This window comes from Pyxidicoccus sp. MSG2, assembly GCF_026626705.1.
Lineage (GTDB): Bacteria > Myxococcota > Myxococcia > Myxococcales > Myxococcaceae > Myxococcus.
Genome location: NZ_JAPNKC010000001.1, coordinates 9,492,154 through 9,516,219 on the forward strand (window position 1 = coordinate 9,492,154; position 24,066 = coordinate 9,516,219).

General features: G+C 70.1%; 23 protein-coding genes. 8 read left to right on the forward strand and 15 right to left on the reverse strand.

The window, feature by feature from the left end:
- Nucleotides 1–9: 9 nt before the first annotated feature.
- Nucleotides 10–393 (reverse strand): VOC family protein, encoded by a 384-nt coding sequence (locus OV427_RS37140; RefSeq protein WP_267860964.1) that lies wholly within the window; start codon nucleotides 391–393, stop codon nucleotides 10–12.
- Between the two features lie 29 nt (nucleotides 394–422).
- The gene (locus tag OV427_RS37145) at nucleotides 423–2,054 is read right to left on the reverse strand and encodes an alpha-amylase family protein (protein ID WP_267860965.1); all 1,632 of its coding nucleotides are present in this window, start codon (nucleotides 2,052–2,054) and stop codon (nucleotides 423–425) included.
- A 39-nt stretch (nucleotides 2,055–2,093) separates the two neighbouring features.
- Between OV427_RS37145 and OV427_RS37150 the strand changes: the two genes are divergently transcribed.
- Nucleotides 2,094–3,191: a TIGR03885 family FMN-dependent LLM class oxidoreductase gene (locus OV427_RS37150; protein WP_267860966.1), complete on the forward strand. Its 1,098-nt coding sequence runs from the start codon at nucleotides 2,094–2,096 to the stop codon at nucleotides 3,189–3,191.
- Nucleotides 3,192–3,297: 106 nt separating this feature from the next.
- A complete protein-coding gene (locus tag OV427_RS37155) occupies nucleotides 3,298–4,623 on the forward strand; it encodes a DUF418 domain-containing protein (RefSeq protein WP_267860967.1) in 1,326 nt (441 codons plus the stop codon).
- A gap of 228 nt (nucleotides 4,624–4,851) precedes the next feature.
- On the opposite strand, the gene OV427_RS37160 is transcribed toward OV427_RS37155, so the two are convergent.
- From OV427_RS37160 to OV427_RS37180, 5 genes are all read right to left on the reverse strand, one after another.
- Nucleotides 4,852–6,243, reverse strand: coding sequence for a di-heme oxidoredictase family protein (locus tag OV427_RS37160; protein ID WP_267860968.1), 1,392 nt, complete (start codon nucleotides 6,241–6,243; stop codon nucleotides 4,852–4,854).
- Nucleotides 6,244–6,351: 108 nt separating this feature from the next.
- Nucleotides 6,352–7,182 (reverse strand): hypothetical protein, encoded by an 831-nt coding sequence (locus OV427_RS37165; protein ID WP_267860969.1) that lies wholly within the window; start codon nucleotides 7,180–7,182, stop codon nucleotides 6,352–6,354.
- Nucleotides 7,183–7,445: 263 nt separating this feature from the next.
- A complete protein-coding gene (locus OV427_RS37170; RefSeq protein ID WP_267860970.1) occupies nucleotides 7,446–8,120 on the reverse strand; it encodes a hypothetical protein in 675 nt (224 codons plus the stop codon).
- Between the two features lie 34 nt (nucleotides 8,121–8,154).
- Nucleotides 8,155–9,096, reverse strand: a complete 942-nt coding sequence (locus OV427_RS37175; protein ID WP_267860971.1) for an AraC family transcriptional regulator — start codon at nucleotides 9,094–9,096, stop codon at nucleotides 8,155–8,157.
- 33 nt (nucleotides 9,097–9,129) lie between these two features.
- Complete coding sequence (locus tag OV427_RS37180; RefSeq protein ID WP_267860972.1) at nucleotides 9,130–10,071, reverse strand: NAD-dependent epimerase/dehydratase family protein; 942 nt, start codon at nucleotides 10,069–10,071, stop codon at nucleotides 9,130–9,132.
- Nucleotides 10,072–10,340: 269 nt separating this feature from the next.
- Here OV427_RS37180 and OV427_RS37185 point away from each other — a divergent pair, with 269 nt between their 5' ends.
- Both OV427_RS37185 and OV427_RS37190 read left to right on the forward strand, forming a co-directional pair.
- Nucleotides 10,341–11,306, forward strand: a complete 966-nt coding sequence (locus OV427_RS37185; protein WP_267860973.1) for a lipase family protein — start codon at nucleotides 10,341–10,343, stop codon at nucleotides 11,304–11,306.
- A 95-nt stretch (nucleotides 11,307–11,401) separates the two neighbouring features.
- Nucleotides 11,402–12,544 (forward strand): alkaline phosphatase, encoded by a 1,143-nt coding sequence (locus OV427_RS37190; RefSeq protein ID WP_267860974.1) that lies wholly within the window; start codon nucleotides 11,402–11,404, stop codon nucleotides 12,542–12,544.
- A gap of 15 nt (nucleotides 12,545–12,559) precedes the next feature.
- On the opposite strand, the gene OV427_RS37195 is transcribed toward OV427_RS37190, so the two are convergent.
- Entirely contained in the window at nucleotides 12,560–13,528 is a 969-nt protein-coding gene (locus OV427_RS37195) for an SAM-dependent methyltransferase (protein ID WP_267860975.1), read from the reverse strand.
- 151 nt (nucleotides 13,529–13,679) lie between these two features.
- Nucleotides 13,680–16,304, reverse strand: coding sequence for an ATP-dependent chaperone ClpB (clpB, locus tag OV427_RS37200; RefSeq protein ID WP_267860976.1), 2,625 nt, complete (start codon nucleotides 16,302–16,304; stop codon nucleotides 13,680–13,682).
- Nucleotides 16,305–16,593: 289 nt separating this feature from the next.
- Here clpB and OV427_RS37205 point away from each other — a divergent pair, with 289 nt between their 5' ends.
- Nucleotides 16,594–17,067 (forward strand): hypothetical protein, encoded by a 474-nt coding sequence (locus OV427_RS37205; RefSeq protein WP_267860977.1) that lies wholly within the window; start codon nucleotides 16,594–16,596, stop codon nucleotides 17,065–17,067.
- A 20-nt stretch (nucleotides 17,068–17,087) separates the two neighbouring features.
- On the opposite strand, the gene OV427_RS37210 is transcribed toward OV427_RS37205, so the two are convergent.
- From OV427_RS37210 to OV427_RS37220, 3 genes are read right to left on the reverse strand one after another with little or no spacing between them, the layout of a single operon-like run.
- Nucleotides 17,088–17,738: a hypothetical protein gene (locus OV427_RS37210; RefSeq protein ID WP_267860978.1), complete on the reverse strand. Its 651-nt coding sequence runs from the start codon at nucleotides 17,736–17,738 to the stop codon at nucleotides 17,088–17,090.
- Nucleotides 17,735–18,049, reverse strand: coding sequence for a DUF1844 domain-containing protein (locus tag OV427_RS37215; RefSeq protein ID WP_267860979.1), 315 nt, complete (start codon nucleotides 18,047–18,049; stop codon nucleotides 17,735–17,737). The genes OV427_RS37210 and OV427_RS37215 overlap by 4 nt, the downstream gene beginning before the upstream one ends.
- Nucleotides 18,046–18,300, reverse strand: coding sequence for a hypothetical protein (locus OV427_RS37220; protein WP_267860980.1), 255 nt, complete (start codon nucleotides 18,298–18,300; stop codon nucleotides 18,046–18,048). Before OV427_RS37220 ends, OV427_RS37215 begins: the two co-directional genes overlap by 4 nt.
- Nucleotides 18,301–18,391: 91 nt before the next feature.
- On the opposite strand from OV427_RS37220, the gene thiE reads away from it, so the two are divergent.
- From thiE to thiD, 3 genes are read left to right on the forward strand one after another with little or no spacing between them, the layout of a single operon-like run.
- The gene (thiE, locus tag OV427_RS37225) at nucleotides 18,392–19,048 is read left to right on the forward strand and encodes a thiamine phosphate synthase (RefSeq protein ID WP_267860981.1); all 657 of its coding nucleotides are present in this window, start codon (nucleotides 18,392–18,394) and stop codon (nucleotides 19,046–19,048) included.
- A gap of 21 nt (nucleotides 19,049–19,069) precedes the next feature.
- Nucleotides 19,070–19,834: a gamma-glutamyl-gamma-aminobutyrate hydrolase family protein gene (locus OV427_RS37230; protein ID WP_267860982.1), complete on the forward strand. Its 765-nt coding sequence runs from the start codon at nucleotides 19,070–19,072 to the stop codon at nucleotides 19,832–19,834.
- Nucleotides 19,831–20,565, forward strand: coding sequence for a bifunctional hydroxymethylpyrimidine kinase/phosphomethylpyrimidine kinase (thiD, locus tag OV427_RS37235; protein WP_267860983.1), 735 nt, complete (start codon nucleotides 19,831–19,833; stop codon nucleotides 20,563–20,565). Before OV427_RS37230 ends, thiD begins: the two co-directional genes overlap by 4 nt.
- Nucleotides 20,566–20,637: 72 nt before the next feature.
- On the opposite strand, the gene dnaB is transcribed toward thiD, so the two are convergent.
- The 3 genes from dnaB to OV427_RS37250 all read right to left on the reverse strand — a co-directional run bounded on the left by dnaB (nucleotide 20,638) and on the right by OV427_RS37250 (nucleotide 24,064).
- Nucleotides 20,638–22,008 (reverse strand): replicative DNA helicase, encoded by a 1,371-nt coding sequence (dnaB, locus tag OV427_RS37240; RefSeq protein ID WP_267860984.1) that lies wholly within the window; start codon nucleotides 22,006–22,008, stop codon nucleotides 20,638–20,640.
- A 99-nt stretch (nucleotides 22,009–22,107) separates the two neighbouring features.
- Entirely contained in the window at nucleotides 22,108–22,878 is a 771-nt protein-coding gene (locus OV427_RS37245) for a LytR/AlgR family response regulator transcription factor (protein ID WP_267860985.1), read from the reverse strand.
- A 58-nt stretch (nucleotides 22,879–22,936) separates the two neighbouring features.
- Complete coding sequence (locus OV427_RS37250; RefSeq protein WP_267860986.1) at nucleotides 22,937–24,064, reverse strand: sensor histidine kinase; 1,128 nt, start codon at nucleotides 24,062–24,064, stop codon at nucleotides 22,937–22,939.
- Nucleotides 24,065–24,066 lie beyond the last annotated feature (2 nt).

Sequence of the window (24,066 nt, forward strand, 5' to 3'; positions counted from 1 at the left end):
ACTCCCCGCTCATTTCCAGCCGCCGTACGGGACGGTGATGGCCTCCATGTAGTGGCCGGATGGGTCCTGGAAGTAGACCCCTCGGCCTCCGTCGTGGGTGTTGATTTCCCCAGGGTGGTGGCCGCGCGGGTCGGCCCAGTGCTGGATTCCCCGGGCTCGAATCCTGGCGATCAGCGCGTCGAACACGTCCTCTGAAACGAGGAAGGCGTAGTGCTGGCCCGGGAAGTCATCCGGGGTCTGGACGTAGTCGAGCGTTGCTCCATCCGACAGCTGGACGGCCAGGAAGTGCCCGAAGGGTTGTGGCTCGGGGAGCCCGAGAAGCTCGGCGAGAAAATGCGCGGAGCGCACCTTGTCCTTCGCGGCGACGATGGTGTGATTGAAACGGACGGTCATGGGCGGGCCTCGTCAGTGTACCGCCGCCATCAGCTCACAGGCTCCATGCGGAACCACCGGTAGCCATAGCCCTCCAGCGTCAAGCGGTGCCTGCTGCCCTTGAGAGGCTGCGAGTGCGCATCCGACAGCGCATGGACGAGCCGCGCCGGAGGCCCGCCGGGATTGAAGCTCACCTCGCACGCCTTGCCGGACAGGTTGTGCAGCGTCACCAGTGTCTCGTCCTTCCAGTCGTACCGCAGCGCGAGCACGTTCCCCGGCTTCACGCGCAGGAGCTTCCACGCACCCCAGCCCAGCTCGGGACACTCCTTGCGCATGCGCACCATGCGCTCCATCCAGTTGAGCATCGACGCAGGGTCTCTCCGCTGCGTCTCCACATTCACGCGTGGGTAGCCGAAGGCACCCTCCGCCACCACGGACCGGAAGGGCTCGGCCGCGCGGGTGAAGCCGGCGTGTGGCTCATTGGCCCACTGCATCGGCATGCGCACGCTCGCGCGCTCGTGCTGCGACAAATCTTCGCCCATGCCCAGCTCGTCGCCGTACCAGAGCACCGGCGTGCCCGGCAGGGACAGCATCAGGCTGAAGGCCAGCTCCAGTCGGCGCCGGTCTCCGGACAGCATCGGCGCCAGCCGCCGTCGCAGCCCGCGGCCATAGAGCTGCATCTTCGGCTCCGGGCCCAGCTCCGCGAACACGCGCTTGCGCCCGGTGGCCGGCAGGCGGCCCAGGTCCAGCTCGTCGTGGTTGCGCAGGAAGTTGGCCCACTGCGCCGTCTGCGGCAGGCGCGGCGCGGAAGCCAGCGCCTCCGCCAGCGGCATGGCGTCCTCCGTCACCAGTGAGAGGAAGAGGTTCTGGTTGGCGGCGAAGTTGAAGACCATCTGCATGCGGTCTCCGTCCGCGCCGAAGAAGTTCATCACCTCGTCCATGGTGACGTTCGCCTCGGCCAGGAGGATGGCGTCCCCGGTGCGCCACGAGAGGAACTCGCGCATCTCGCTGAGCAGTTGGTACGGGTCCTTGATGCCGTGGTTCTTGAGCCCCTTGAGCTCGATGAGGAAGGGCACCGCGTCCACCCGGAAGCCGGACACGCCCAGCTCCAGCCAGTAGCCCATCACCTTGAGCAACTCCTCACGCACGGTGGGGTTGGCGACGTTCAGCTCGGGCTGGAAGGGGAAGAAGCGGTGGAAGTACCAGGCCTTCGCGTCCCGGTCATACGTCCACGTGCTCTCCTGCGAGCCCGGGAACACCATGCCCTTGTTCGCGCCCTTCGGCTTCTTGTCGGACCAGACGTAGAAGTCGCGGAAGCGGCTGGCCGGGTCCTTCCGCGCGGCCTGGAACCAGGGGTGCTTGTCGCTGGTGTGGTTGACGACCAGGTCGATGATGACGCGCATGCCGCGCTGCTTCGCGTGGTGGGTGAATTCCACGAAGTCCCCCAGCGAGCCCAGCCGCGGGTCCACTCCGTAGTGGTCGGTGATGTCGTAGCCGTTGTCGCGGTTGGGCGAGGGGTGGAAGGGCATCAACCACAGGCAGGTGATGCCCAGGCCCGCCAGGTAGTCCAGTCGCCGCTGGAGCCCGATGAAGTCGCCCACGCCGTCGCCGTTGCCATCCATGAACGTCTCGACGTCCAGGCAATAGACGACGGCGTTCTTGTACCAGAGGTCCTGAATCATCCTGTCTCCCGGGACGGGAGGGTGGGGCGTCTGCCCGGAATGCGGCAGCACGACGTGCGCGGTGCGTGTGCCAGCGCACAGCCCGTGGGCGGGGGCTTCCATCAGCGGACACTCGCGAGGACGGCACGGTCGCGGCAGCGCGAGGGCGGCTCCAACCTGCGCCGGGACATGCTCACCCTCGGCTATCACGCATCACACGAGCAGTTCCCCCCGAGCGAGCTGCTGCGCCTCGTGCGCCAGGCGGACGCGGCGGGCTTCATGGCGGCGCTCAACTCGGACCACTTCCACCCGTGGAGCGAGGCGCAGGGACAGAGCGGCTTCGCCTGGAGCTGGATGGGAGCGGCGCTGGCCACCACGAAGCTGGCGAGCGTGGGCGTGGTGAACGCGCCGGGGCAGCGCTACCACCCGGCCATCATCGCGCAGGCGCTGGGCACGCTCGCGGAGATGTTCCCCGGACGCGCCTGGGCGGCGCTGGGCAGCGGGCAGCTCGTCAACGAGGGCATCACCGGCGAGCCCTGGCCCGCGAAGGACCAGCGCAACGCGCGACTGAAGGAGTGCGTGGAGGTGATGCGCGCGCTCTTCCGAGGCGAGCGGGTGACACACCGGGGGCTCGTCACGGTGGAGGAGGCGAAGCTCTACTCGCGCCCCGCGAAGCCGCCGCTGCTGGTGGGCGCGGCGATTACGCTCGAGACGGCGGAGTGGGTGGGAAGCTGGGCGGACGGTCTCATCACGGTGAGCAAGCCACCGGCTGAACTGCGGAAGATGCGGGATGCCTTCTGGCGCGGCGGCGGCGAGGGCAAGCCGATGTTCCTCAAGGTCCAGCTTTCGTGGGCCCGCGAAGAAGCGGCGGCGCTCCAGGGCGCGATGGAGCAGTGGGCGCCAAACATCTTCGCCAGCTCCGTGCTCACGGACCTGCGACGGCCCGAGCAGTTCCAGGAACTCGCGAAGACCGTGCAGCCCAGGGACCTGGAGGCCCACGTGCGGATCTCCTCCAGCCTTCAGCGCCACGTGGACTGGCTGGCGGAGGACGTGCGACTCGGCTTCAGCCACCTGTACCTGCACAACGTCAACCGCGGGCAGGACGCGTTCATCCAGGCTTTCGCGGAGAAGGTGCTTCCGGCGCTGCGCTCGGCGTGAGTGCCGCGACGCCGTGCGGCATGTGCGTCCCGCACACGGAGTCGCGGACGCGGTGCTCGAAGTGTGTTGGTTGACGCTTTCGGTTCGCGGGCGTCTTCTTGGAGCCATGTCCGAGCTCACTTCTCCCGCGGCGCCTGCCGGGAGCACCTCCGAGGCCCGCCCGGTGGCTGCCTCCGAGCGGGTCACCCTGCTGGACGCGCTGCGCGGCTTCGCGCTGTTCGGGGTCTTCCTCTCCAATGCCATCACCTGGTTCAGCGGCCGGACGCTGCTGCCCCGCGAGCAGGCGCAGGCGCAGGCAGCGCCGCTGCTCGAGGTCATCGTCAACTCCGTCTACCAGACGCTGGTGAACCAGAAGTTCATCACCATCTTCTCGTTCCTCTTCGGGCTGGGCTTCTCCATCCAGCTCGCTCGGGCCTCGGCGCGGGGGGGCGCCATCGTCCCGCTCTACTCGCGGCGGCTGTTCATCCTGCTGTGCATGGGCGTGGTGCACCTGTTCGGCATCTGGATTGGCGACATCCTCCACACGTACGCGATGGTGGGCTTCCTGCTGCTGCTGTTCCGCGCGCGCTCGAACAAGACGGTGCTGGTGTGGGCGGTGGGGTTGATGGTGGTGATGTCGCTGCTGCTGCCCGTGCTCCAGCGCTACGGGCCGGTGCTGCTGCACGGCGCGGAATCGGCGGCGGAGATGGCGAAGGCGTCCCAGGCCGAGGAAGCCGGCCACCGGACGCAGTTGCTGGTGGCGCTCTCCAGCCCCTCTCCGTTGACGGGGATGGCGGGGCGCGTGACGTACTACGTGGACACGTTCTGGCGCATCAACCGCATCAAGTGGATGGGCCTCATCCTCGCGCGCTTCCTGTTCGGCCTGCTGGCGGGACGGCTCCTGCTGCTCCAGGACGTGGAGAAGAACCGCCCGCTGCTCCGCCGGATGCTCGGCTGGGGATTCGGGGTGGGCGGGGCCATCAGTGTCGCCGGGCTGGTGATGACCCGCCTGCGCGCCATGGGCCTGCTGACGTCCCAGGACAGCGTGTGGCAGTTCGTCGTGAACAACCTCCAGGAGATTGGCTTCCTGGCGCTGGGCGCGGGGTACGTGGCCGCCTTCGCCCTGCTGTTGCAGCGCGTGCGCTGGCAGCGGGTGCTGGGAGGGCTCGCGCCCGTGGGGCGCATGGCGCTCAGCCAGTACCTGCTGCAGTCCGTCGTGAGCGTGTCCATCTACGACGGCTGGGGATTGGGGCTCATCGGCAAGCTGCCGCCGTCGCGCGTCGTCGCCATCTGCTTCGTCGTGTTCGCCGCGCAGGTGGCACTCAGCCACTGGTGGCTGGCGCGCTTCCGCTTCGGTCCGGCCGAGTGGCTCTGGCGCTCGCTCACCTACGGCCGCGCGCAGCCCATGCGCCTGGTGGCGGGGGCGAAGGCGGCGGATGCCGCGGCGTCGTGAAGCCGCGGCCCGTCAGGGAGGAAGGGAGTGAGCGCGCCCGAGTGAACAAGCCATTTGGGGTTCTGATTAAGAGTCAGATGCCGAACCCTCGGCAGCGCCCCCGTGGAAGTGGAGGCGGACGGAGTTGAACCGTCTTCAAAGCGTGTAGGACCTCTTCGGCCGGGCGCGCTCAATCCAGAGTGACGGGGCGGCGAACAAATCCCTGACACGGTGCCCGTGCCAGGGGCCTCAGAGCGACTTCAGGAACGCGAGCAGCGCCTCCCGGTCCTCGCGACGCAGGCGCACGTAGCGCTCCTGGGCGGAAGCGGCCTCGCCCCCATGCCACAGGACGGCCTCCTCGGCGTTCCGCGCCCGGCCGTCATGCAGCAGGCGGGTGTGCCCGTTGACGGCCTCCTGGTGCCCGAGGCCCCACAGCGGTGGGGTGCGCCACTCCTGGCCGGTGGCGAGCCCGTCCTTGCGGCCGTCCGCGAGCCCCTCGCCCATGTCGTGCAGCAGCAGGTCGGTGTACGGATGGATTTTCTGTCCGGACAGCTCGGGGAAGCCGGGCACGGTGCCCGTCTCGAAGGCGGTGGACACGTGGCAACCGGAGCAGCCGATGGCGCGGAACACGGCCTTGCCCCGCAGCACGGGCGGCGCGTCCCAGTCCCGCCGCTTCGGCGCGGCGACGAGCCGCATGTAGAAGACCAGGCGCTCCAATTCCTCCGGTGTCACCTCCGGCCCACCGGGCGCGGCGGCGGCGTCATGTCCCTGCTCCTTCGGGAAGAGGGCCGTGGTGAGCCCCATGTCCGCGACCAGGGCGTGGGCCACCTGCTGCTGGAGTGAAGGCTGGTTGGCCTTCCAGCCGAAGCGGCCCGTCTTCGTCCGCTGCTCGGCCACGTCCAGCACCTGGTTCGGCCGTCCGGAGATGCCGTCGTGGTCCGCGTCGTCGGGGTCCGCGAGGGCGAGCAACGTGTCCTCGGGAATCGCCTCGAGCAGCCCCAGGCCGAAGTTGGCCGGGGCCACCCGCGGGGAGAAGGGCGTCTTTTCACCGAGCGGGCCCTGGGAGAGGTCCTTGAACCGGTAGCGCGGGCGCAGCAGCGCGTAGTCCTCGCCCGTGGCGAACTCGCCGCGCACCTCGTCGTAGTCCACCTCGACGCTGCCCTCCGCGGTCCGTCCGTCCACCGCGTGCAGGTCGAGCTGCTCGCCGTAGACGGGATGCGGCCCACGTCCTTCCGGCGCGGTGAGCTGGAAGACGATCGACTCAGGCGCCTGCGCCGGTGAGGCCGGAGGCCGGCCGCGCCCGTCCTTCACGTGGCACGTCATGCAGGAGGCGGCACTGAAGAGCGGGCCCACGATGACGGGCCCGGTGCGTGTGTCGTTCCAGTCGCGGCCGAACACCTTCTTGCCCGCGTGGAACTCCGGCCAGCGTGCCCGGTCCATGTTCATCAGCGAGCGGCCGAAGGCATTGCGTCCGGGGTCCGTCACGGTGGTGGTGCCACCGGAGAGCTCCTCTCCCGGCTCCACCACGGACGTCAGGTCCCCCAGCTCGAGCACGGGCGGGCGCCGCCCCGGGGCTGCCCAGACGACGGTGAGCAGGAGGGCGCCCACGGGAATGCCAACAAGGTACAGCCGCCCGCGCATGGGGGAAGTCTCCTGGAGGCCCGGGGGGCGGGCCGCCAATGGTGGACGCCGGGCAGGATACACCGACCTGCCCGGCGCTGCGCCTGTGCGGGGCACAGGCGGGTGAGGCTACTTCGCCGGGACGAAGGTCTCGCCGGTGATGGCGAAGCTTTCCGCGGCCGCCTTCACGTCGATGGCGGTGAAGTCGGTGTACGGGTAGTGGCCGTCCTCGATCTGCTCGACGAACTCAACCATGTTGCCCTGGAGCACGCGGCCGTCCGACATCTGCACGGAGAAGGTGCCCAGCTGGTTCTGCACGCGCCACACGCAGGCGCCGGGGATGTACTGGGCGGACTGCGTGGCGCCGGGCTTGTAGATCTCGATGTCGTAGCCGTTGTCGAAGGAGTAGACGGCGAGGACCCAGCGCAGCAGGTCCCACCAGTCGCGGATGATCATGAAGCTGCCGGCCGGCTGGTTCCCGCCGCCCTGGAGCACGCCGTTGTTCCACACGTTGACGCGGTAGGCGGAGCCGCCCGGAGCGCCGCTGCCGCTGAAGGTCGGCTGCGCCACCATCGACGTCCCGTCACGGCTCGGCGTGAGCTTCAGCGTGCCGACCGTCTGGTCGCCCGCGCGAGCCGCCAGCGACATGCCGCCCTGCGCGGCGCCGAACTTGATCTGCGCGGTCTGCGTCCAGCTCGTGGACCGCGCGAAGGTGCCGGAGACACCGTCCGTGCCCGCGTTCTTCAGGCCGGAGACCTGGAGGCCCGCCTGCGTGGAGGTCATCTGCGCGTTGCCCGTCGCACAGCTCGTGATGCCCTGGAAGCGCTGCACACACTGCGTCCCGGCCGCGGCCTCCTGGGCACCCAGGTTGTCCTCGGTCGTCTGCGACTCGTCACCCTGGCAACCCACTACGCTCAGGAGCGCGGCAGCCATCAGGCTGCCCATCATCTTCATCTGCATGTGAAACCTCGTCGTTTGGGGGAGGTGCTGCCGTCTCCGCCACACGCGGGCGACCACCTGCGTCATCCAGGCGGGAGCTCCGCGTGGGCCCGGCCCCGGAGGGCAATGCACTGTCCACGCCACGACGACAGGGTGGGGGCAGGCTTCGGTTCAGAGGAGAGGAGACCTGCGGTGCCGGAGCGCTGTGGCGTGCGCTGTTACATCACCGGAGGGGCTGTAGCGTGCCTCGTCACAGACCCGGAGTGATGACGACTTGCGGCGAATCAGCGGCGTCCACGCCGACCCATGAAGAGGGTGTGCCGCGTACCCTTCGTGCCATGAGCGGCCGGGTGCAGCACCTGGACGGTGAAGCCGGCCTGCTCCATGCGGCGCTCGAAGCCGGGCGCGGGGCCCGCGCTCCAGACGCCGAGCATTCTCCCGGGGCGCAGCGCGTGGAAGGCCCGCGCGAGCCCCGCCAGCCCATACAGGCCCTGGTTGTCGGGGTGGGTGAGGGCGGTGGGGCCGTTGTCCACGTCGAGCAGGATGGCGTCGAAGGTGGCGGACTGGCGGGCCATGAGCGCGCCCACGTCTCCCTCCACCACGGTGACGCGCGGGTCCTCCAGCGGCGCACCCGCCAGCGCGGCGAGCGGACCCCGGTTCCAGGCCACCACCGCGGAGAGCAATTCGGCCACTGTCACCCGTGCGCCGGGCGCGACGCGGTCCAGCACGGCCCGCACCGTGTACCCGAAGCCCAGGCCGCCCACGAGCACCCGGGCGCCGCTCTTCCCCGCGAGCTCCGCGCAGCCGGCCTCCGCGAGCGCTTCTTCCGAGCCGTGCCGCCGGCTGGACATCAGCGTCTGGCCGCGCACCCGCAGGACGTACTCGTCCCCGCGCCGCACCAGCGAGACTTCCCCCACGTCGGGGACCTGCGCGGTGTCGAGCGTCTCCCAAGGCTTCATGCGTCCGGCTCTTCGCGCGGAAGCCGCACCCGGGTCAAGACGCCCGTTGCCCCGGCTGCGCGTGCCGCTGGCGGTAGTCCCCCGGCGAGACGCCCGCCCAGCGCTTGAAGGCGGTGCTGAAGGCGGACTCGGACTCGTAGCCCGTCTGCTGGGCCACCTCGAGCAGCTTCGGCCTCCCGCCGCGCAGCAGGGCCGCGGCCTTCCGCATGCGCAGCCGGGAGAGGTACTCCATGGGGGACTCGCCCACGCCCTGGCGGAAGCGCTCCGCGAAGCGCGAGCGGGACAGGCCCGCTGCCTCCGCCAATTCCTCCACGGACCAGCGGCGCGAGGGCGTCTCATGGAGGAGTCGCAGCGCCTGACCCACCTGCGGGTCGGCGAGCGCGCCCAGCCAGCCCTGACTCTTCGGGCCCGAGGCGTGGAGGTACGCACGCACCGTCTGGAGGAAGACGAGGTCCGCCAGCCGCTGGAGCACCACCTCCGTGCCGGGCGTGTCGCCGGAGAACTCGGAGGTGAGGAAGCGGAACGTGGACTCCACCCACTGCACCGCCTCGGGCGAGCGGCCGCGCACCAGCACGAGCGGCGGCAGCATGCGGGCCAGCGGAGCGTCGTCCGGGGTGTCGAACTCGAAGACGCCGGTGACGGCGAGCACCTCCTCGCCACCGCCGCCGAAGGAGAAGCCCGGGCAGGCGCCGGGGCTGGTGCCCACCTGGCCCACGAGGTCCATCGGCGCTTCGGCACCGGGGGTGCTCACGGTGTGCACGTCCCCCCGGGGCAGCAGGACGATGTCACCCGTGCCCAGCGCGTGTGTCTCCCCCGAGGACTCCATCGCCAGGGTGCAGGTGCCCGAGAGGATGGCGTGGAAGAAGGCCTTGTTCCCGCCGCCCATGCGCAGGGCCCACGGCGCCGAGGCCCGTACCCGCGCCACGAAGGTCTGCTGCATGCGAGCCATCTGGAGCACGTCGGAGAGGACGTCCACGGTGGGCCTCCGGGAGGGGGGCCCTCACTGTAGTCACGCGGGCGCTGCCGGCGCCAAGACGGGGGTGGCCGGAGTCGCCAGATGCCGCAGGCCCTCGCGGTACGTGGGGAAGGCGGGGCGCCACCCCAGCTCGCGCCGGGCCTTCGCGTTGCTGACCTTCTGGCCGTGCGTCAGCGGCTCGCCGAGGGCGCCGGTGACGAGCGACGCGAGCCAGGCCGGCAGCCCTCCGGGAGCGGGCGCCCCGAGCTGCTCCGCGAGATAGCCCATGTACGTGCGCATGGGCACGGGCTCGTCGTCGACGATGTTGTAGGTCGCGTACTCATTCTTCTCCACCGCCAGGGCGTACGCCTGCCCCACGTCGTCCACGTGGACGAGCGACGTGTGTTGCAGGCCCGAGCCGAACCAGCGGACCCGCTTTCCCGCGCGCATGGGCTGGAGGAAGAACTTCTCGAAGGAGCCGGTGGGGCCATACACCGTCCCGATGCGAAGGACGATGACCGAGCGGTAGCCCAGCCGCCGCGCCTCCTCGGCGACCTTCTGCTCCGTGGCGACCTTGGACTCCACGATGCGGAACGGGCGCGGTGTCGAGGACTCGTCCGCGAACGACTCGCCCGTGTCGCCATACACCCAGATGCCGCTGCTGAAGACGAAGGTGGAGGCCGCGCCCGCGCCCGCCCGGAGCAGGCGCAGGGACCAGTCCAGGTCCAGCTCGGCGATGCGGCGCTGCTCCGCGCGGCTGACCCGCAGTCCCTTGAAGGGCGCCATGGCGCAGTGGACGATGGCATCCACCTCCCGGGCCGCGGGGACATGGTCCGCGGACAGGTCCCCGTGCACCACCCGCACGCCGGACGCGGCCAGCTCGCGAGCGGCCCGGCTCTCCCGGGCGAGCGTGAGCACCTCGTGGCCCCGCTGCCGGAGCGCGCGGATGGCGCCCCCACCGACGAATCCCGTGCCGCCCGTCACCAGCACCTTCATGACGTGTCTCCTCCGTGAGTCCCCTGTGGGACGGACGCAAAGGTGCTCGCGCGCACGCCCGACTTCCATGCGCGGGCGTCCGATTCGCTTGCGCGCGCGTCCTGGCTCCCGACACGTCGGGCCGACACGTCGGGCCGACACGTCGAACCCCTCTTCCCGGGGATGGCCGGGGCTCGCTCCAGAGGAGAGCCCTGCCCGGCATGTCCGGTGCAAAATGGGCGGGGATACCTGGACCGGGGGCTTCGAGCCCTCACCGAAAGGAATCACCCATGGCCTCCACGCCCTCCACCGCGCAGCTCGCCATCACCCTGTCGGCCATCTCGTATCTGGGCCAGCTCAACACCAACACGGAGCGCTTCACGCTGATGAACCAGGCCATGGCGGCCACGGTGCAGAACGGCTGGGGGATTGTCTGGGGTCCGGCGACGCAGGGCGAGGACCTGGTCTACGTGGCCTCCAACAACGCGGGCCAGTACGCGGTGGTGGTGCGCGGCACGCTGTTCGACCGCATCGAGGACGTCATCCAGGACAAGAATGTCGCCACGCAGGAGGCCCTGCCCTTCACCGCGTCCTCGTTCCCTGGCGCGCAGGTCTCCAAGGGCGTGGTGCAGGTGTGGACCAACATCGACAACATGGTCTCCTCCGTGCCGGGTTCGGGCACGGGCTCGCTGCTGGCCTTCCTCCAGGGGTTGTCCGGCTCACCCTCCGTGCTGGTGACGGGACACAGCCTGGGAGGGCAGATGGCCACGGTGCTCGCCGCGTGGTTCCAGAGCGCGCTGTCGAATGTCTCCGGGGTGCTGCCCATCACCTTCGCCGCGCCCACCGCGGGCAACACGGCCTTCGCGTCGGCCTTCGACACCGTCTTCGCGTCGGCGATGCGCTACTTCAACGCGCTGGACGTCGTCCCCCGCCTGTGGACGACGGAGGGGCTGGAGTCCATCAAGTCCCTGTACCCCGGCGGACCGCAGTGCGGCCTCGTGTGCAGGACGGCCGTCGACCGGACCCTCAATGCGCTCCAGAAGGCGGACCTGACGTACACGCAGCCGAGCGCCAACACGAGCCTGCCGGGGCAGCTCTACTCCACCGGTTGGGTGGGCGCGTTCGAGTCCGAGGTGAATGACCAGCACCGGGCGCTCTATTACATGTACCTGCTCGGCATCCCGCTGGCGACCATCCAGCAGCTCAACGCGAAGTGGGCCCCGCCGTCCCAGTCCGGCGCCCTGTCGGCGGGCTGAGCGCGGGCCATCGAAGGATTCTTGCCCTTCGACGGAAAGGTTCGATTGGCTTTTGGGGGAATGGCCGGGCAGCCTGTACGGGCAAAGGACACCCCATGCCCCGCCTGCGCTCGCTGCTCGCCATCCCCGCCTTCCTCGCGCTGTCCTGCCGGAGTGTCCCGGCCGCGGTGCCCCAGGCGCATGCCGCCCTTCCGAAGAACGTCGTCCTCATGGTGGGGGACGGCATGGGCCCTTCGCACTTCGCGGCGGCCCGGCTCCTGCGGGGCGAGGACTTCGCGGCGGGCCGCTTTCCGGTGACGGGCATGGTCTCCACGCGCTCGGCGAACTCGGTGGTGACCGACTCGGCGGCGGCGGCCACGGCGATGGCGACCGGGACGAAGTCGAACAACCGGATGCTGGGCGTGGACCCGGAGGGCCACCGCCTCACCACGCTCCTCGAGCTGGCCGAGGAGCATGGGCGGGCGACGGGCCTGGTGACGACCACCTTCTTCGGGGACGCCACACCCGCCGCCTTCGCCGTCCACACCGCGCGCCGCGACCAGGTGGCGGACATCGTCAATCAAATCCTCGGCAGTGAGGTGGACCTCATCGCGGGAGGCGGTGCGGAGCTGTTCGGCACGGAAGGGCTGCCCGTGCTCTCCGACGCGGCCGCGCAGCACGGCTGGTCGCTCATCACCGAGCCCGCCGGGCTTGCTTCGGCGCCGACGTCGAAGGCGCTCGCCGTCTTCCCCTCGCAGAAGAACGCCGCGGACGTCCCGGGCGCGCGGCTGCCGGACCTCGCGCGGTGGGCGCTGTCGCGCCTGTCCACGGACCCGGACGGCTTCTTCCTCCTGCTGGAGCACGAGGGCACGGACACGGCCAGCCACGAGAACGCGGCCGACGACTTGCGCAACAGCCTGTGCTCCTTCGACGAGACGGTGGGCGTGGTCGCGGACTTCGCGCGGCAGCGCGGCGACACGCTGGTGCTCGTCGTCGGAGACCATGAAACGGGAGGCCTGCGCGTCCTCGCGGACAGCGCCGGGGGCGTGGCGCTGGAGTTCGGCACCAGGACGCATACCGGCTCGCTCGTGCCGCTCTTCGCGCTCGGGCCGGGCTCGGAGCAGTTCGTCGGCTTCTACGAGAACACGGAGATTGCCCACAAGGTGGTGCAGGCGCTCTACGGCGTGGGGGCAGGGGAGGCGGAGGCCACGTCCCACGCCGCCCGTGTCACCACGGGCAGCGCCTCCGGCGGCTTCTGAGCGCGGCCCCGGGCGTCAGGCCTTCTCGGCGTAGACCAGCCCGTACTCGTCGGTGTTGTAGTGCAGGTGCCAGAAGAGCTGGCCGGGGTCCGTCTCCCGGGCCTTGCGCACATTCTCCCGGACCTGCTCCAGCGACATCGCGCCGGGCTCGCGCTGGTGGCGCGTCAGGCTGTGCAGGGCCATGAACGCGGTGTTGGCGCCCGGGTACACATCCAGGGCGATGGAGTCCAGCCGGGCGTTCTTGAAGCCCGCCCGCTGCATCTCGGCGACGTAGCGCTGCGACGTCCACACGTTCGACTCGGGCATGGCGATACGGCCGCGCCAGTAGCGCAGGTGCAGGCGCTGCCGCAGTCCCAGCCCGGCCTCGCGGTCCGTCTTCATGCACATGTCCGCCATCACCAGCCGGCCGCCGGGGCGCAGCACGCGGAAGGCCTCGCGCAGGAAGTCCCGGCGCGTCTTGAAGTGCAGGGCGGACTCCAGCGCGAAGACGACGTCGAACTCGCCGGCCCCGAAGGGCAGGCTCGTCGCGGAGCCCTCCTGCAGCCGGATGACGTTGTCCAGGCCGACGAGCCGCGCGCGCTCGCTCGCGATGCGCACCTGCGTCGGCGTGACGTTGATGCCGGCGATGCGCGCCGGCTTGTACGACTCGGCCCAGAGCAGGTCCTGGTCCCCATAGCCGAAGCCGCAGTCCAGCACCGACTCGCCCGCGCCCAGCTTCGCCGTGCGTGCCAACAGGTGCGCCATCTGCGCCTGGGCGGCCGGGAACAGCTCACCCACCCGCTCGCAGTTGTTCTCGTCCACCTTCTCCACGTCGCGCCAGTAGCCCAGGTTCAGCCACAGCGGCTCGCGCCCCGTCCCGGCGCTGACCTGCTGGGGCGTGGGCATGCCCGGCACCCACGGGCCCACGTCCTCCGTATAGAAGCGCGCCGCGTCCGCCAGCAGCGCATTCTTCAGCCGCGTTGCCACCTTCACCACTTCGAGCATCAACTCCTCCCGAGTCGTGCGGGCAGCATATCCGAGTCACTGGATTTGCATGAATAGCGAGGAGCACCCGGAGATAGACGAAGGGCCCGGACGCCGGGAGTGTCTTCCTCCCGACACCGGGCCCTTTCACCGCACCGTGCCGTGACGCGGGCTACGCCGAGCGCTTCACGTTCTTCGCGGTGTCCACCAGCACCTTGGCGAACACGAGCCCGTCGGGGCCCGCGTCGGCCTGGATGTGGTCACCCGGGAGGAACTCTCCGCTCAGCACCTTCAGGGCCAGCGGGTCCAGCAGGTACTTCTGCACGGCCCGCTTCAGCGGCCGGGCGCCGTAGGTCGGGTCGTAGCCGCGCTCCGCGAGGAAGTCGCGCGCCTTGTCCGTCAGGTCCATCGTCAGCCGCTTGTCGGCGAGCAGCTTCGACAGCCTTCCGAGCTGCAGGTCCACGATGCGGTAGATGTCCTTCTTGCGCAGCGGCTCGAAGACGACGATTTCGTCCACGCGGTTGAGGAACTCCGGGCGGAAGTGGCCGCGCAGCGCGTCCATCACCTCGTTGCGCGTCTTCTCGTCCAGCTCGTCCTTGCCCGCCATTCCGGCCTGGATGTCCTGCGAGCCCAGGTTGGACGTCATGATGAGCACCGCGTTCTTGAAGTCCACCGTGCGGCCCTGGCTGTCCGTCAGCCGGCCCTCATCGAGAATCTGGAGGAGGACGTTGAACACGTCATGGTGTGCCTTCTCGATTTCGTCGAAGAGCACCACCGTGTACGGCCGCCGGCGCACCGCCTCGGTGAGCTGGCCGCCCTCCTCGTAGCCGACGTAGCCCGGAGGCGCGCCGACCAGTCGCGACACGGCGTGCTTCTCCATGTACTCGGACATGTCGATGCGGACCATGGCCGAGTCGTCGTCGAAGAGGAACTCCGCCAGGGCCTTCGCCGTCTCCGTCTTTCCCACGCCCGTGGGGCCCAGGAAGATGAACGAGCCGATGGGCCGGTTCGGGTCCTGCAACCCACTGCGTGCGCGGCGCACGGCGTTGGACACGGCCTCAATCGCGCTGCGCTGGCCGATGACGCGCTTGGCGAGCCGGTCCTCCATGTGGACCAGCTTCTGGACCTCGCCCTCCATCAGCCGCGAGACGGGGATGCCCGTCCACTTGGCCACGACCTCGGCGATGTCCTCCGCGTCCACCTCCTCCTTGAGGAACTTCTGGCTCTTCTGCAGCTCGGCCAGCTTCTCGTTCTGCGCCTTCACCTCCTTCTCCAGCGAGGGAATCACGCCGAACTTCAGCTCCGCCGCGCGGTTCAGGTCTCCCTGACGCTCGGCCGCCGCCTGGTCGTTCTTCGCCTTCTCCAGCTTCTCCTTCAGGCCGCGGATGGCACTGATGGCCGTCTTCTCCGCGTCCCAGTGCGCCTTGAGCGCGTTGAACTTCTCGCTCAGGTTGGCCAGCTCCTTTTCAATCTGGCCCAGGCGCTCCTGCGAGTGCGGGTCCGTCTCCTTCTTCAGGCCTTCCTTCTCGATTTGGAGCTGCGTCACCTTGCGGCGCACGTCGTCCAGCTCCGTGGGCATGGAGTCGATTTCGATGCGCAGGCGGCTGGAGGCCTCGTCCACGAGGTCGATGGCCTTGTCCGGGAGGAACCGGTCCGCGATGTAGCGGTGGCTGAGCGTGGCGGCGGCGACCAGGGCGTTGTCCTGGATGCGCACGCCGTGGTGCACCTCGTAGCGCTCCTTCAGGCCGCGAAGGATGCTGATGGTGTCGTGCACGCTGGGCTCGCCCACCATGACGGGCTGGAAGCGCCGCTCCAGGGCCGCGTCCTTTTCAATGTGCTTGCGGTACTCGTCCAGCGTGGTGGCGCCAATGCAGTGCAGCTCGCCGCGCGCCAGCGCCGGCTTGAGCATGTTGCCCGCGTCCATGGCGCCTTCCGCCTTGCCCGCGCCGACGATGGTGTGCATCTCGTCGATGAAGAGGATGATTTCCCCGGCCGCGTCCGCGATTTCCTTCAGGACGGCCTTGAGGCGCTCCTCGAACTCGCCGCGGTACTTCGCGCCGGCCACCATGGCGCCCAAATCCAGGGACACCAGCCGCTTGTTCTTCAGCCCCTCGGGCACGTCGCCGTCGATGATGCGGCGCGCGAGCCCCTCGGCGATGGCCGTCTTGCCCACGCCCGGCTCACCGATGAGCACCGGGTTGTTCTTCGTGCGGCGGCTGAGCACCTGGATGCAGCGGCGAATCTCCTCGTCGCGGCCGATGACGGGGTCCAGCTTGCCGGAGCGCGCCGCCTCCGTGAGGTCCCGCCCGTACTTCTCCAGCGCCTGGTAGGTGGCCTCCGCGTCCTGGCTCGTCACGCGCCCGGAGCCACGCACTTCCTTGAGGCCCGCGAGGACGCGATCTCTCGTCACGCCCGAGGACTTCATCACCTCGCCCACCGCGCCCTTGTCGTGCGTCAGCGCGAGCAGCAGGTGCTCCGAGGAGATGAACTCGTCCTTGAGGGACTTGGCCTCGTCCTCGGCCTTGTCGAATGTCTTGAGCAGGCGCTGGCCGAGCATCGCGCTCTCGCCGCCCTGCATCTTGGGGAGCTTTCCGAGCGCCTCACCCAGGCGGGCCGCGAACAGCTTCGCGTCCGCGCCAATCTTCCGGAGCAGGGGCTCGACGATGCCGTCCTTCTGGCCCAGGAGCGCCGTCGCCAGGTGCTCAGGCTCGTACTGCGGGTTGTCCGCCCGCCGGGCAAGCGACTGGCCTTCCTGGATGGCCTCCTGCGCCTTCACCGTGTATTTGTCGAGTCGCATGTCAACAACGTAAGAGCCGAACCCCCCTTGGCAAGTTGGCGCGGCGTGTCATGAATGTCTGCCTGCCATGGAATACTTTGGACTCCTGGTAGCGACCGGGCTTTCAAGGAGCCGGAGTTGCCATGTGAGCGCGGGCCGGGTATAGGCGGCGCCAATCCTCGGGGGGCTGAACCTGGAAGCGCACGGCGGTTATCTCGTACGAATCGAAAGCCTGGGCGGGCTGGAGCTGATCCGGCTGGCGCGTGAGGCGCTGGCGCTGGACGGCGCCACTGGCGCCAGCGGCCTGCACGTGACGGTGAACCGGCGCCGCAAGGTGGTGCGGTTGGCGTACGTGGGCCCCTTCACCGCCGGCCGCCAGGGCGCGCACTGGTACGCGGCGCACCACGCGCTGCCGAGGCTCCTGTCCCGGGCCGCCAACGTCACGGTGCATGCCTACGTGTTTGATCCGGACGAGGGCGAGGAAGTCATCGCCTACGGCAACGGCCGGCGCGTGGGTGGCGAGCGGGTGGTCTACGAGGACGTGGAGCTGCCCGGCCGTCCGGAGGACGTGGACGAAGCGGCCTTCAAGCACATGCAGGAGCGCTGGCCGATGGGGCACCTGGCCTACGTCTTCGGCCTCACGCGCAAGGAGTTGCTGCGCCTGCCCCTGGCGGTGCCGGGCCGCGTGCTGGCGCTGGATGGCTCGGAGCAGGACAGCGCGTCGGCGCTGGAGGCCCTGCTGCCGGGCGCGCAGGTGCCGCACCTCGGTCCGGACGCCCACTGAAGGGCGCCCGCACCGGGGGACTACTCCTCCTCGGGTGCCGGGTCCCTGGCGAGGACGGCGTCCCGCACGGAGTCGCTGCGGAAGTACTGGCCGAGCAGGGCGAAGGTGCCCGCCACCAGGGCCGTGCCGAGCACGGAGAGCCCCACGGCGAACCACGGCGCGAGGGTGTTCACCATGTCCGCGGCCGCCGGGTCCTGGTACGCCGGCAGGTTGCGCATGCTCTGCGCCAGTGCGGTGCCCATGCGCCGCGACACCACGGCGAACTGGGCGCCGTCGATGGTCCGCAGCACGGCCACCACGATGGCGGCGCGGCCGAGCAGGCGGCGCATGCCCTCTCGAGGCAGCCCGTCCGGACGGAGCATGCGGGCGGAGGCCACGAAGACGAAGGCACACGCGATGGAGAGCACCCCCATCAGGACGGTGCGCGGCTCGCGCATGGGCTCGAGGGCGGAGTACTGCGTCCGCACCACCGTCTCCATGACGGCCTTGTCGCCCATCCAGGCGGGGAACTCGTTTTCCAGCTGGCGCTCGCGCGCCTCGTAGAAATGGGCCAGGTGGGTGGCCTCGCTCAGCGCGGACCAGCCGGTGAGGGCGGCCAGCACGAGGCCCACCATGGCGGCGAAGCGGATGCCCCGGGGGAGCCCGCTCGAACGGGAGGCGGACACCGTCACCGCTTGCTCGCCTCCACGAAGCGCAGGCGCAGGTCCGTGAGGAGCCCGTCGAAGAGCTTCTCTTCCTCGACCGAGAGGTTCCCCTTCGTCTTCACGCGCAGCATCGAGAGCAGGTCCAGGTTCTGCCGGGCCAGCGGCAAGTCGCGCGCCGTCTGGCCCGTCTCCGGATTGGGAGCGTCACCGAGGTGGATGAGCACCGCGGTGCCCAGCCCCACGATGAAGGTGCTGAAGGAAATCGACTCCTCGGACGCGGAGCGCGCTTCCCCCCGCATCACGAAGGTCTCGCCGCGCTTCTCGTCCCCGGAGCTCATGCGGAGGCCGAACCCTCGTCCTCGGAGCCCTCGTCGTCGGACTCGTCTTCGTCCTCGTCGATGTCGTCCTCGTCATCCTCGTAGTCGTCGACGTCGTCGAGCATGAGCGTCTCGATGGGGACGGACTTCTCCTGCACGTCCGGCAGGCCCTTGATGTGGCGCTCGTACGCCTTCTCGTCCAGGTGACCGGAGCGCAGGTACCGGTCCGCCGTGCGCTTGTCGAGGTACTTCGGGTCAGCCGAATCCGCCATGTTCAAATCCTCAGAATTGCTTGGAAAACAGCGCGCCACCTTATAGCAGGGAGGGCGCCTGTCAACGCCGCCGAGCCGCCATCCAGAGCCGATGAACGCACCGCCCCGCTCCATGCTTCCCCGCGGCCCGTACCTCCTGTGTGACGACACCGTCCTCCCGGAGGTTCCGCTGGTGGACAAGGCGGCACGGCTGGTGGCCGGTGGGGCCCGGGTGGTGCAACTGCGCATGAAGCGCACACCGCCCCGGGAGGCACTTGTGGCCGCGCGCGAAGTGGCCGCGCTGTGCCGGCGCGCGGGAGCGCTGTGCCTGCTGAACGACAGGGTGGACCTGGCGCTGCTGGCGGGGGCGGACGGGGTGCATGTGGGGGACGAAGACTTGCCTCCGGAGGCCGCGCGCGAGCTGCTCGGGCCTGGCCGGCTGGTGGGCGTCACGGTGCGCGGCGTGGAAGGAGCACGGGCGGCGCGCGAGGCGGGCGCGGACTACGTGGGCGTGGGGCCGCTCTTCGGCACGACGACGAAGCAGGTGGCGGCGCCGGTGCTGGGGCTGGAGGCGTTCGCCGCGGTGGTGAAGGGCAGCCCGCTGCCGGTGGTGGGCATTGGCGGCGTGGGGCTGGCGAACATCGCCCGGGTGGCGGCGGCGGGGGCGCATGGCGCGGCGGTGGTGTCCGATGCCCTGCTCGCTGGGGACATCGCCGAGCGGGTGCGGCAACTGGTGGCCGCGTTTGAACGGGGCGGGGCGGGGGACTAGCCTCGCCCGCTCAGGAGCCCCATGAACAACCATCCGCGACACCACGGGCCGCCGCCGCGCCGCCCGAACATCGGCATCACCCCGGACTGGAGTCAGCCCGAGGACCAGGCCTTCGCCCGCTACGAGCTGAAGGTGCCGTACTCGGACGCGGTGCTGCGCACGGGGGGCCTGCCCTTCGTGTTGCCGTACACCGATGACCCGTCGTGCGTGGAGGCGTACCTGGACCGCGTCTCCGGGGTGCTCGTCACCGGTGGCGCGTTCGACATCCCTCCGGAGGCCTACGGCGAGGTGGCACGCGAGGGGCTGGGGGCGTTGAAGGAAGGGCGCACCGCGTTCGAGGCGGCGCTGATGCGCGGCGCGCTCAAGCGCAACATGCCGGTGCTGGGCATCTGCGGCGGCATGCAGTTGCTCAACGTCGTGCTGGGCGGCACGCTGTTCCAGGACATCGGCCGCGAGGTGCAGGGCGCCCGCGAGCACGAGCAGAAGCATGACCGCACCCAACCGCAGCACCCGGTGGAGGTGAAGAGCGGCACGCTGCTGGCGGAGGCGGTGGGGCACGGCCAGTTGATGGTCAACTCCACGCACCACCAGGCGGTGCGCGGGGCGGGGAAGGACGCGGTGGTGTGCGCGGTGGCGCCGGACGGTGTGGTGGAGGCGATTGAGTCCACCGTGCATGGCTTCGCGGTGGGCGTGCAGTGGCACCCCGAGTACATGGCCACGACGATTCCCGTGCACATGGGCCTGTACAAGTCCTTCGTGCAGAAGGCGCGCGAGCACCGGCGGTGAGTCCGCGCGTCCTCCTGCTGGCCGGGCACGAGCCCACGGGGAGGGCGGGGTTGCTGGCGGACGTGTCGGCCGTGCTCGCAAGGGGCGGGCAGCCGGTGGCGGTGCCCATGGCGCAGACGGCGCAGGGCACCACGACGTTTGGCTGGATGGCCGCTGCTCCGCGCATGCTGGCCGCGCAGGTGGCCGCCGCGCGCGAGTTGGGGCCGCTGCACGCGGTGAAGTGGGGCATGGTGCCCGGCCCCGCGCAGCTGTCCGCCGCGCGTGCGGCGCTCGAGGGCACGGACGCGTGGTGGGTGGTGGACCCGGTGGTGCGCACGTCCCGGGGACAGGTGCTGTCGAGCCTGTCCGCGCGGGCATACCTGGCGCTGGCGGGCCCGCGCGTGGTGCTCACGCCCAACCTGGACGAGGCGGGGTGGCTGTTGCGCAGGCCCGCGCCCCGCTCGGTGGAGGAAGCCGCGGAGGCCGCCGCCACGCTGGCGCGGTACGGCTTTGGCGCGGTGCTGGTGAAGGGCGGGCACCTGCCGGGCGACGCGGGACTGGCGGACGTGCTGGCCACGCCCGCGCGCGTGCGGGTGCTGCGAGGCGAGTGGCTGGAGCGCGCGCCGGGACGCCGTGGCACCGGGTGCCGGCTGGCCTCGGCGCTGGCCACGGAGCTGGGGCGGGGCCGGACGCTGGAGGCCGCGGTGCGCGCGGCGCGCGGGCTGGTGGTGCGCTACCTGCGAGCGGGCTGACGCGGGAGCCCGCCGCCCGAGTGGCGCGGGTCCGGCTCCCGAAGCGGGCCTCCTCCGCGAGGTGCCGCGGGCCTACTCGCCGCCGCGGCTGCGGCTCTCGAAGCGGGTGTATTCCGAGAGGAACACCAGGTCGACGGAGCCAATGGGGCCGTTACGCTGCTTGGCGACGATGAGCTCCACCGGGATGACGGTGCTGGTGGGCGCAGCCGGCTGGCCGTCGGGGCCCTCTTCCGTCTCCTCGCGGTGGATGAACATCACCACGTCGGCGTCCTGCTCGATGGAGCCGGACTCACGCAGGTCCGACAGCATGGGCTTGCCGCCCTTGCGCTCCTCCACCTTACGGTTGAGCTGGCTGAGCGCGATGATGGGCACCTCCAGCTCCTTCGCCAGCTGCTTGAGCGCGCGGGAGATTTCCGCCACTTCCAACTGGCGGCTCTCCACCTTGCCCTTCTGGTGCATCAGCTGGAGGTAGTCGATGACCAGCAGCGACAGCCGCGGGTCCTTCTGCTTCACGCGTCGCGCCTTGGCGCGCAAGTCGAACGGGGACAGGCCGCCCGAGTCGTCGATGTAGATGGGGGCGTTGTAGAGCGCGCCCGCCATCTCCTGGAACTTCTCCTCGTCATGCGGCGACAGCCGGCCGCCGCGCAGCTTCTTCATGTCCACGCGCGCGGTGGACGCGAGCAGACGCATGAGGAGCTGGTCGGCGGGCATTTCCAGGCTGAAGATGCCGACGGCCTTGTTCTCCTTCAGCGCCGCGTGCACCGCGATGTTCATCGCGAAGGACGTCTTGCCGATGCCGGGACGCGCCGCGAGGATGATGAGCTCGCCCGCGTGCAGGCCGGTGAGCTGGTTGTCCAGGTCGATGTAGCCGGTGGACAGGCCCGTCACGCCCGTGGCCGCGGCCTTCATCTTGTCGAGCAGGTCGAGCGTCTGCTCCATCAGCTCGCTGACCGGGCGCAGGTCGCCCTCGCGCTTCTTCTCCGCGAGGAGGAACACCTTGCGCTCGGCCTCGTCGAGCAGCACCTCCAGCTCGCCCGTCTCCGAGCTGGCCAGCTCCTGGATCTCCCGGCCCACGTTGGCCAGGCGCCGGCGGATGGCCTGGTCCTTGACGATCTGCGCGTACTGGACGGCGTTGGACGCCAGCGGCACCACCTGGTCCAGCCGCATCAGGTATGCGGGGCCGCCCACGGCGACGAGCTGCCCGAGGACTTTCAGCTCCTCTGCCAGCGTCAGGTGGTCGACCTGCTTGGACTGGCCATCCAGCTTGAGCATCGCCGCGAAGATCTGCGCGTGCGCGGGGCTGGAGAAGTCGTCCGGGAAGACCACCTCACCCACCGCGGCGATGAGCGTGTTGTCCGCGAGCACGGAGCCCAGCACCGCTCGCTCTGCGGCCAGGTCCTCGTGAACCCGCCGGCCTTCTCTCATTTCGAGGACGTTTTCCATGGCTGCCCGCCCACTCTACAGGCGGCCCTGACATGTCCCCAATTTTCGGAAACAGACCTGTAGCACCGGGTGGGTGGAGGAGAGGGCCTACCTCCTGACTCACCCCGCCATTCCCCATCTTTCGAGGAAGGCTTCACGCCACGTGCGGCTGAGTACCACCGTGGTGCCGTCCTTGAGGACGAGGATGCCGTCGCCGTGCGTCCAGGGCTCCAGCTTCGCCACCGCGTCCAGGTTGACGATGTCGCCCCGGTGCACGCGCACGAAGCGCTCCGGGTCCAACCGCTCCTCCAGCGCGCGCAGGCTCTGGCGGACGAGGTGCTCGCCCTGGGCGGTGTACAGCCGCACGTACTTGTCCTCGGAGGACAGCCGCCAGACGGTGTCCAGCCGCAGCGGCACCCAGGCCTCGCCCACCTTCACGACGAGCCGCTCCAGCGGGCGCGCGGGCGTGGCGCGGGACACTTCCTGCAACAGCGTCTGGAGCCGGTCAGCCTCGCTGTCACCGCCGATCAGCAATGCATGGGCCTTGTCGAGCGCCCTGCCGAAGCGGGCCGCGTCGTAGGGCTTGAGCAGGTAGTCCACCGCGTGCGCATCGAAGGCGCGGAGGGCGAAGGCGTCGTAGGCAGTGGAGAAGATGACCGCGGGGCAGTCTTCCGGCCCGAGGGACTCCAACACCTCGAAGCCGGTGAGCCCCGGCATCTGCACGTCGAGCACGAGCAGGTCCGGCCGCAGCGCCTCCACGCGCGCGAGGGCATCTGTTCCGTCCACCGCTTCGCCCGCGAGGAGGAAGCGCGCGTCGTCCGCGAGCAGGCGCTTCACCTTCGCCCGCGCGGGGGCTTCGTCGTCGACGACGAGCACGCTGAAGCGCTTCATGTCGTCACCCCTGGCGGCAGGGGCGCGTCATCCTCCAGCCACCTCACGTCGGAGCGCTTCATGCCGCCACCTCGCGAGGTAGCCACAGGGACACGCGCGCGCCACCCTCCGGTCCCTGCCCGCGCTCCAGCCGCGCCCGTCCGCCATGCAGCAGCGCGAGGATTCGCTCCAGGTGTGCCAGCCCCACGCCGGGCCCCTTCGCGGGAGAGGACTCCCCGAAGCCGCGTCCGGTGTCCTCCACTTCCAGCAGCACGCTCGCACCGTCCGCGCGCGCGCGGATGCGCACCTCCAGCGGCTCGCGCCGGTCCTGGTTGTGCTTCACCGCGTTCTCCACCAGCGCCTGCAGCGCGAAGCACGGCACGCGCGCGCCTTCCATTCCGGGCGCCACGTCCCAGCGCACCGTCACGCGCTCGCCGAAGCGGGCGGCCAGCAGCGCGATGAAGCGCTCCGCATGGGCACGCTCCTCCGCCAACGTCCACGTGGCCTCCTGGCGCTCCAGGCTGGCGCGCAGCAGGCCGCCCAAGTCACTCAGCAGCCGGTCGGTGCGCGCCAGGTCCTCGTACATCACCGCGCTGATGGTGTTCAGCGCGTTGAAGAGGAAGTGCGGGTGGAGCTGCCCGGTGAGCGCCTGGAGCCGGGCCTCCCGCAGCTCGCTCTCCAGGGTGGCCTCGCGGACGGCCCGCGCCTGCCGCTCCCTCCAGGCGATGAGGAGACCCCAGAGCACCCCACCCACCGAGTACGCGATGAGGTCCTTCTGGGCCTCCATGGGAATGCGGAAGGACAGGTCCCCATAGTCATAGTGCCCCAGGCCGAGCAGCGCGTAGAGCGGGTACCTCGGCGGCACCATCGCCACCATGTGCAGCGTGGTGAAGAGCACGAAGCCCACCACGTGGATGCCCAGGAAGCGCGCCCAGCCGACGCGGGGGCCCGGGGCGTTGAGCACCGTGGTGTGGAGGATGGGCAGCACGACCCAGACCCCCAGCGCTCCGGTGATTTCCCAGACGAACGGCTCCAGCACCGGGATGCTGCCGCCATTGCCGAGGATGGTGAGGAACACCGTCAGCCCGTTCCACAGCCCGATTCCGAGGAAGAGCACGAACAGCCCCAGCACCGTCCGCGCACGGAGGCGCGGCCACTGCCAGCCGGAGGCATGAACGGAAGGGCTCTCGGTGGGAAGGGAAGCCATGG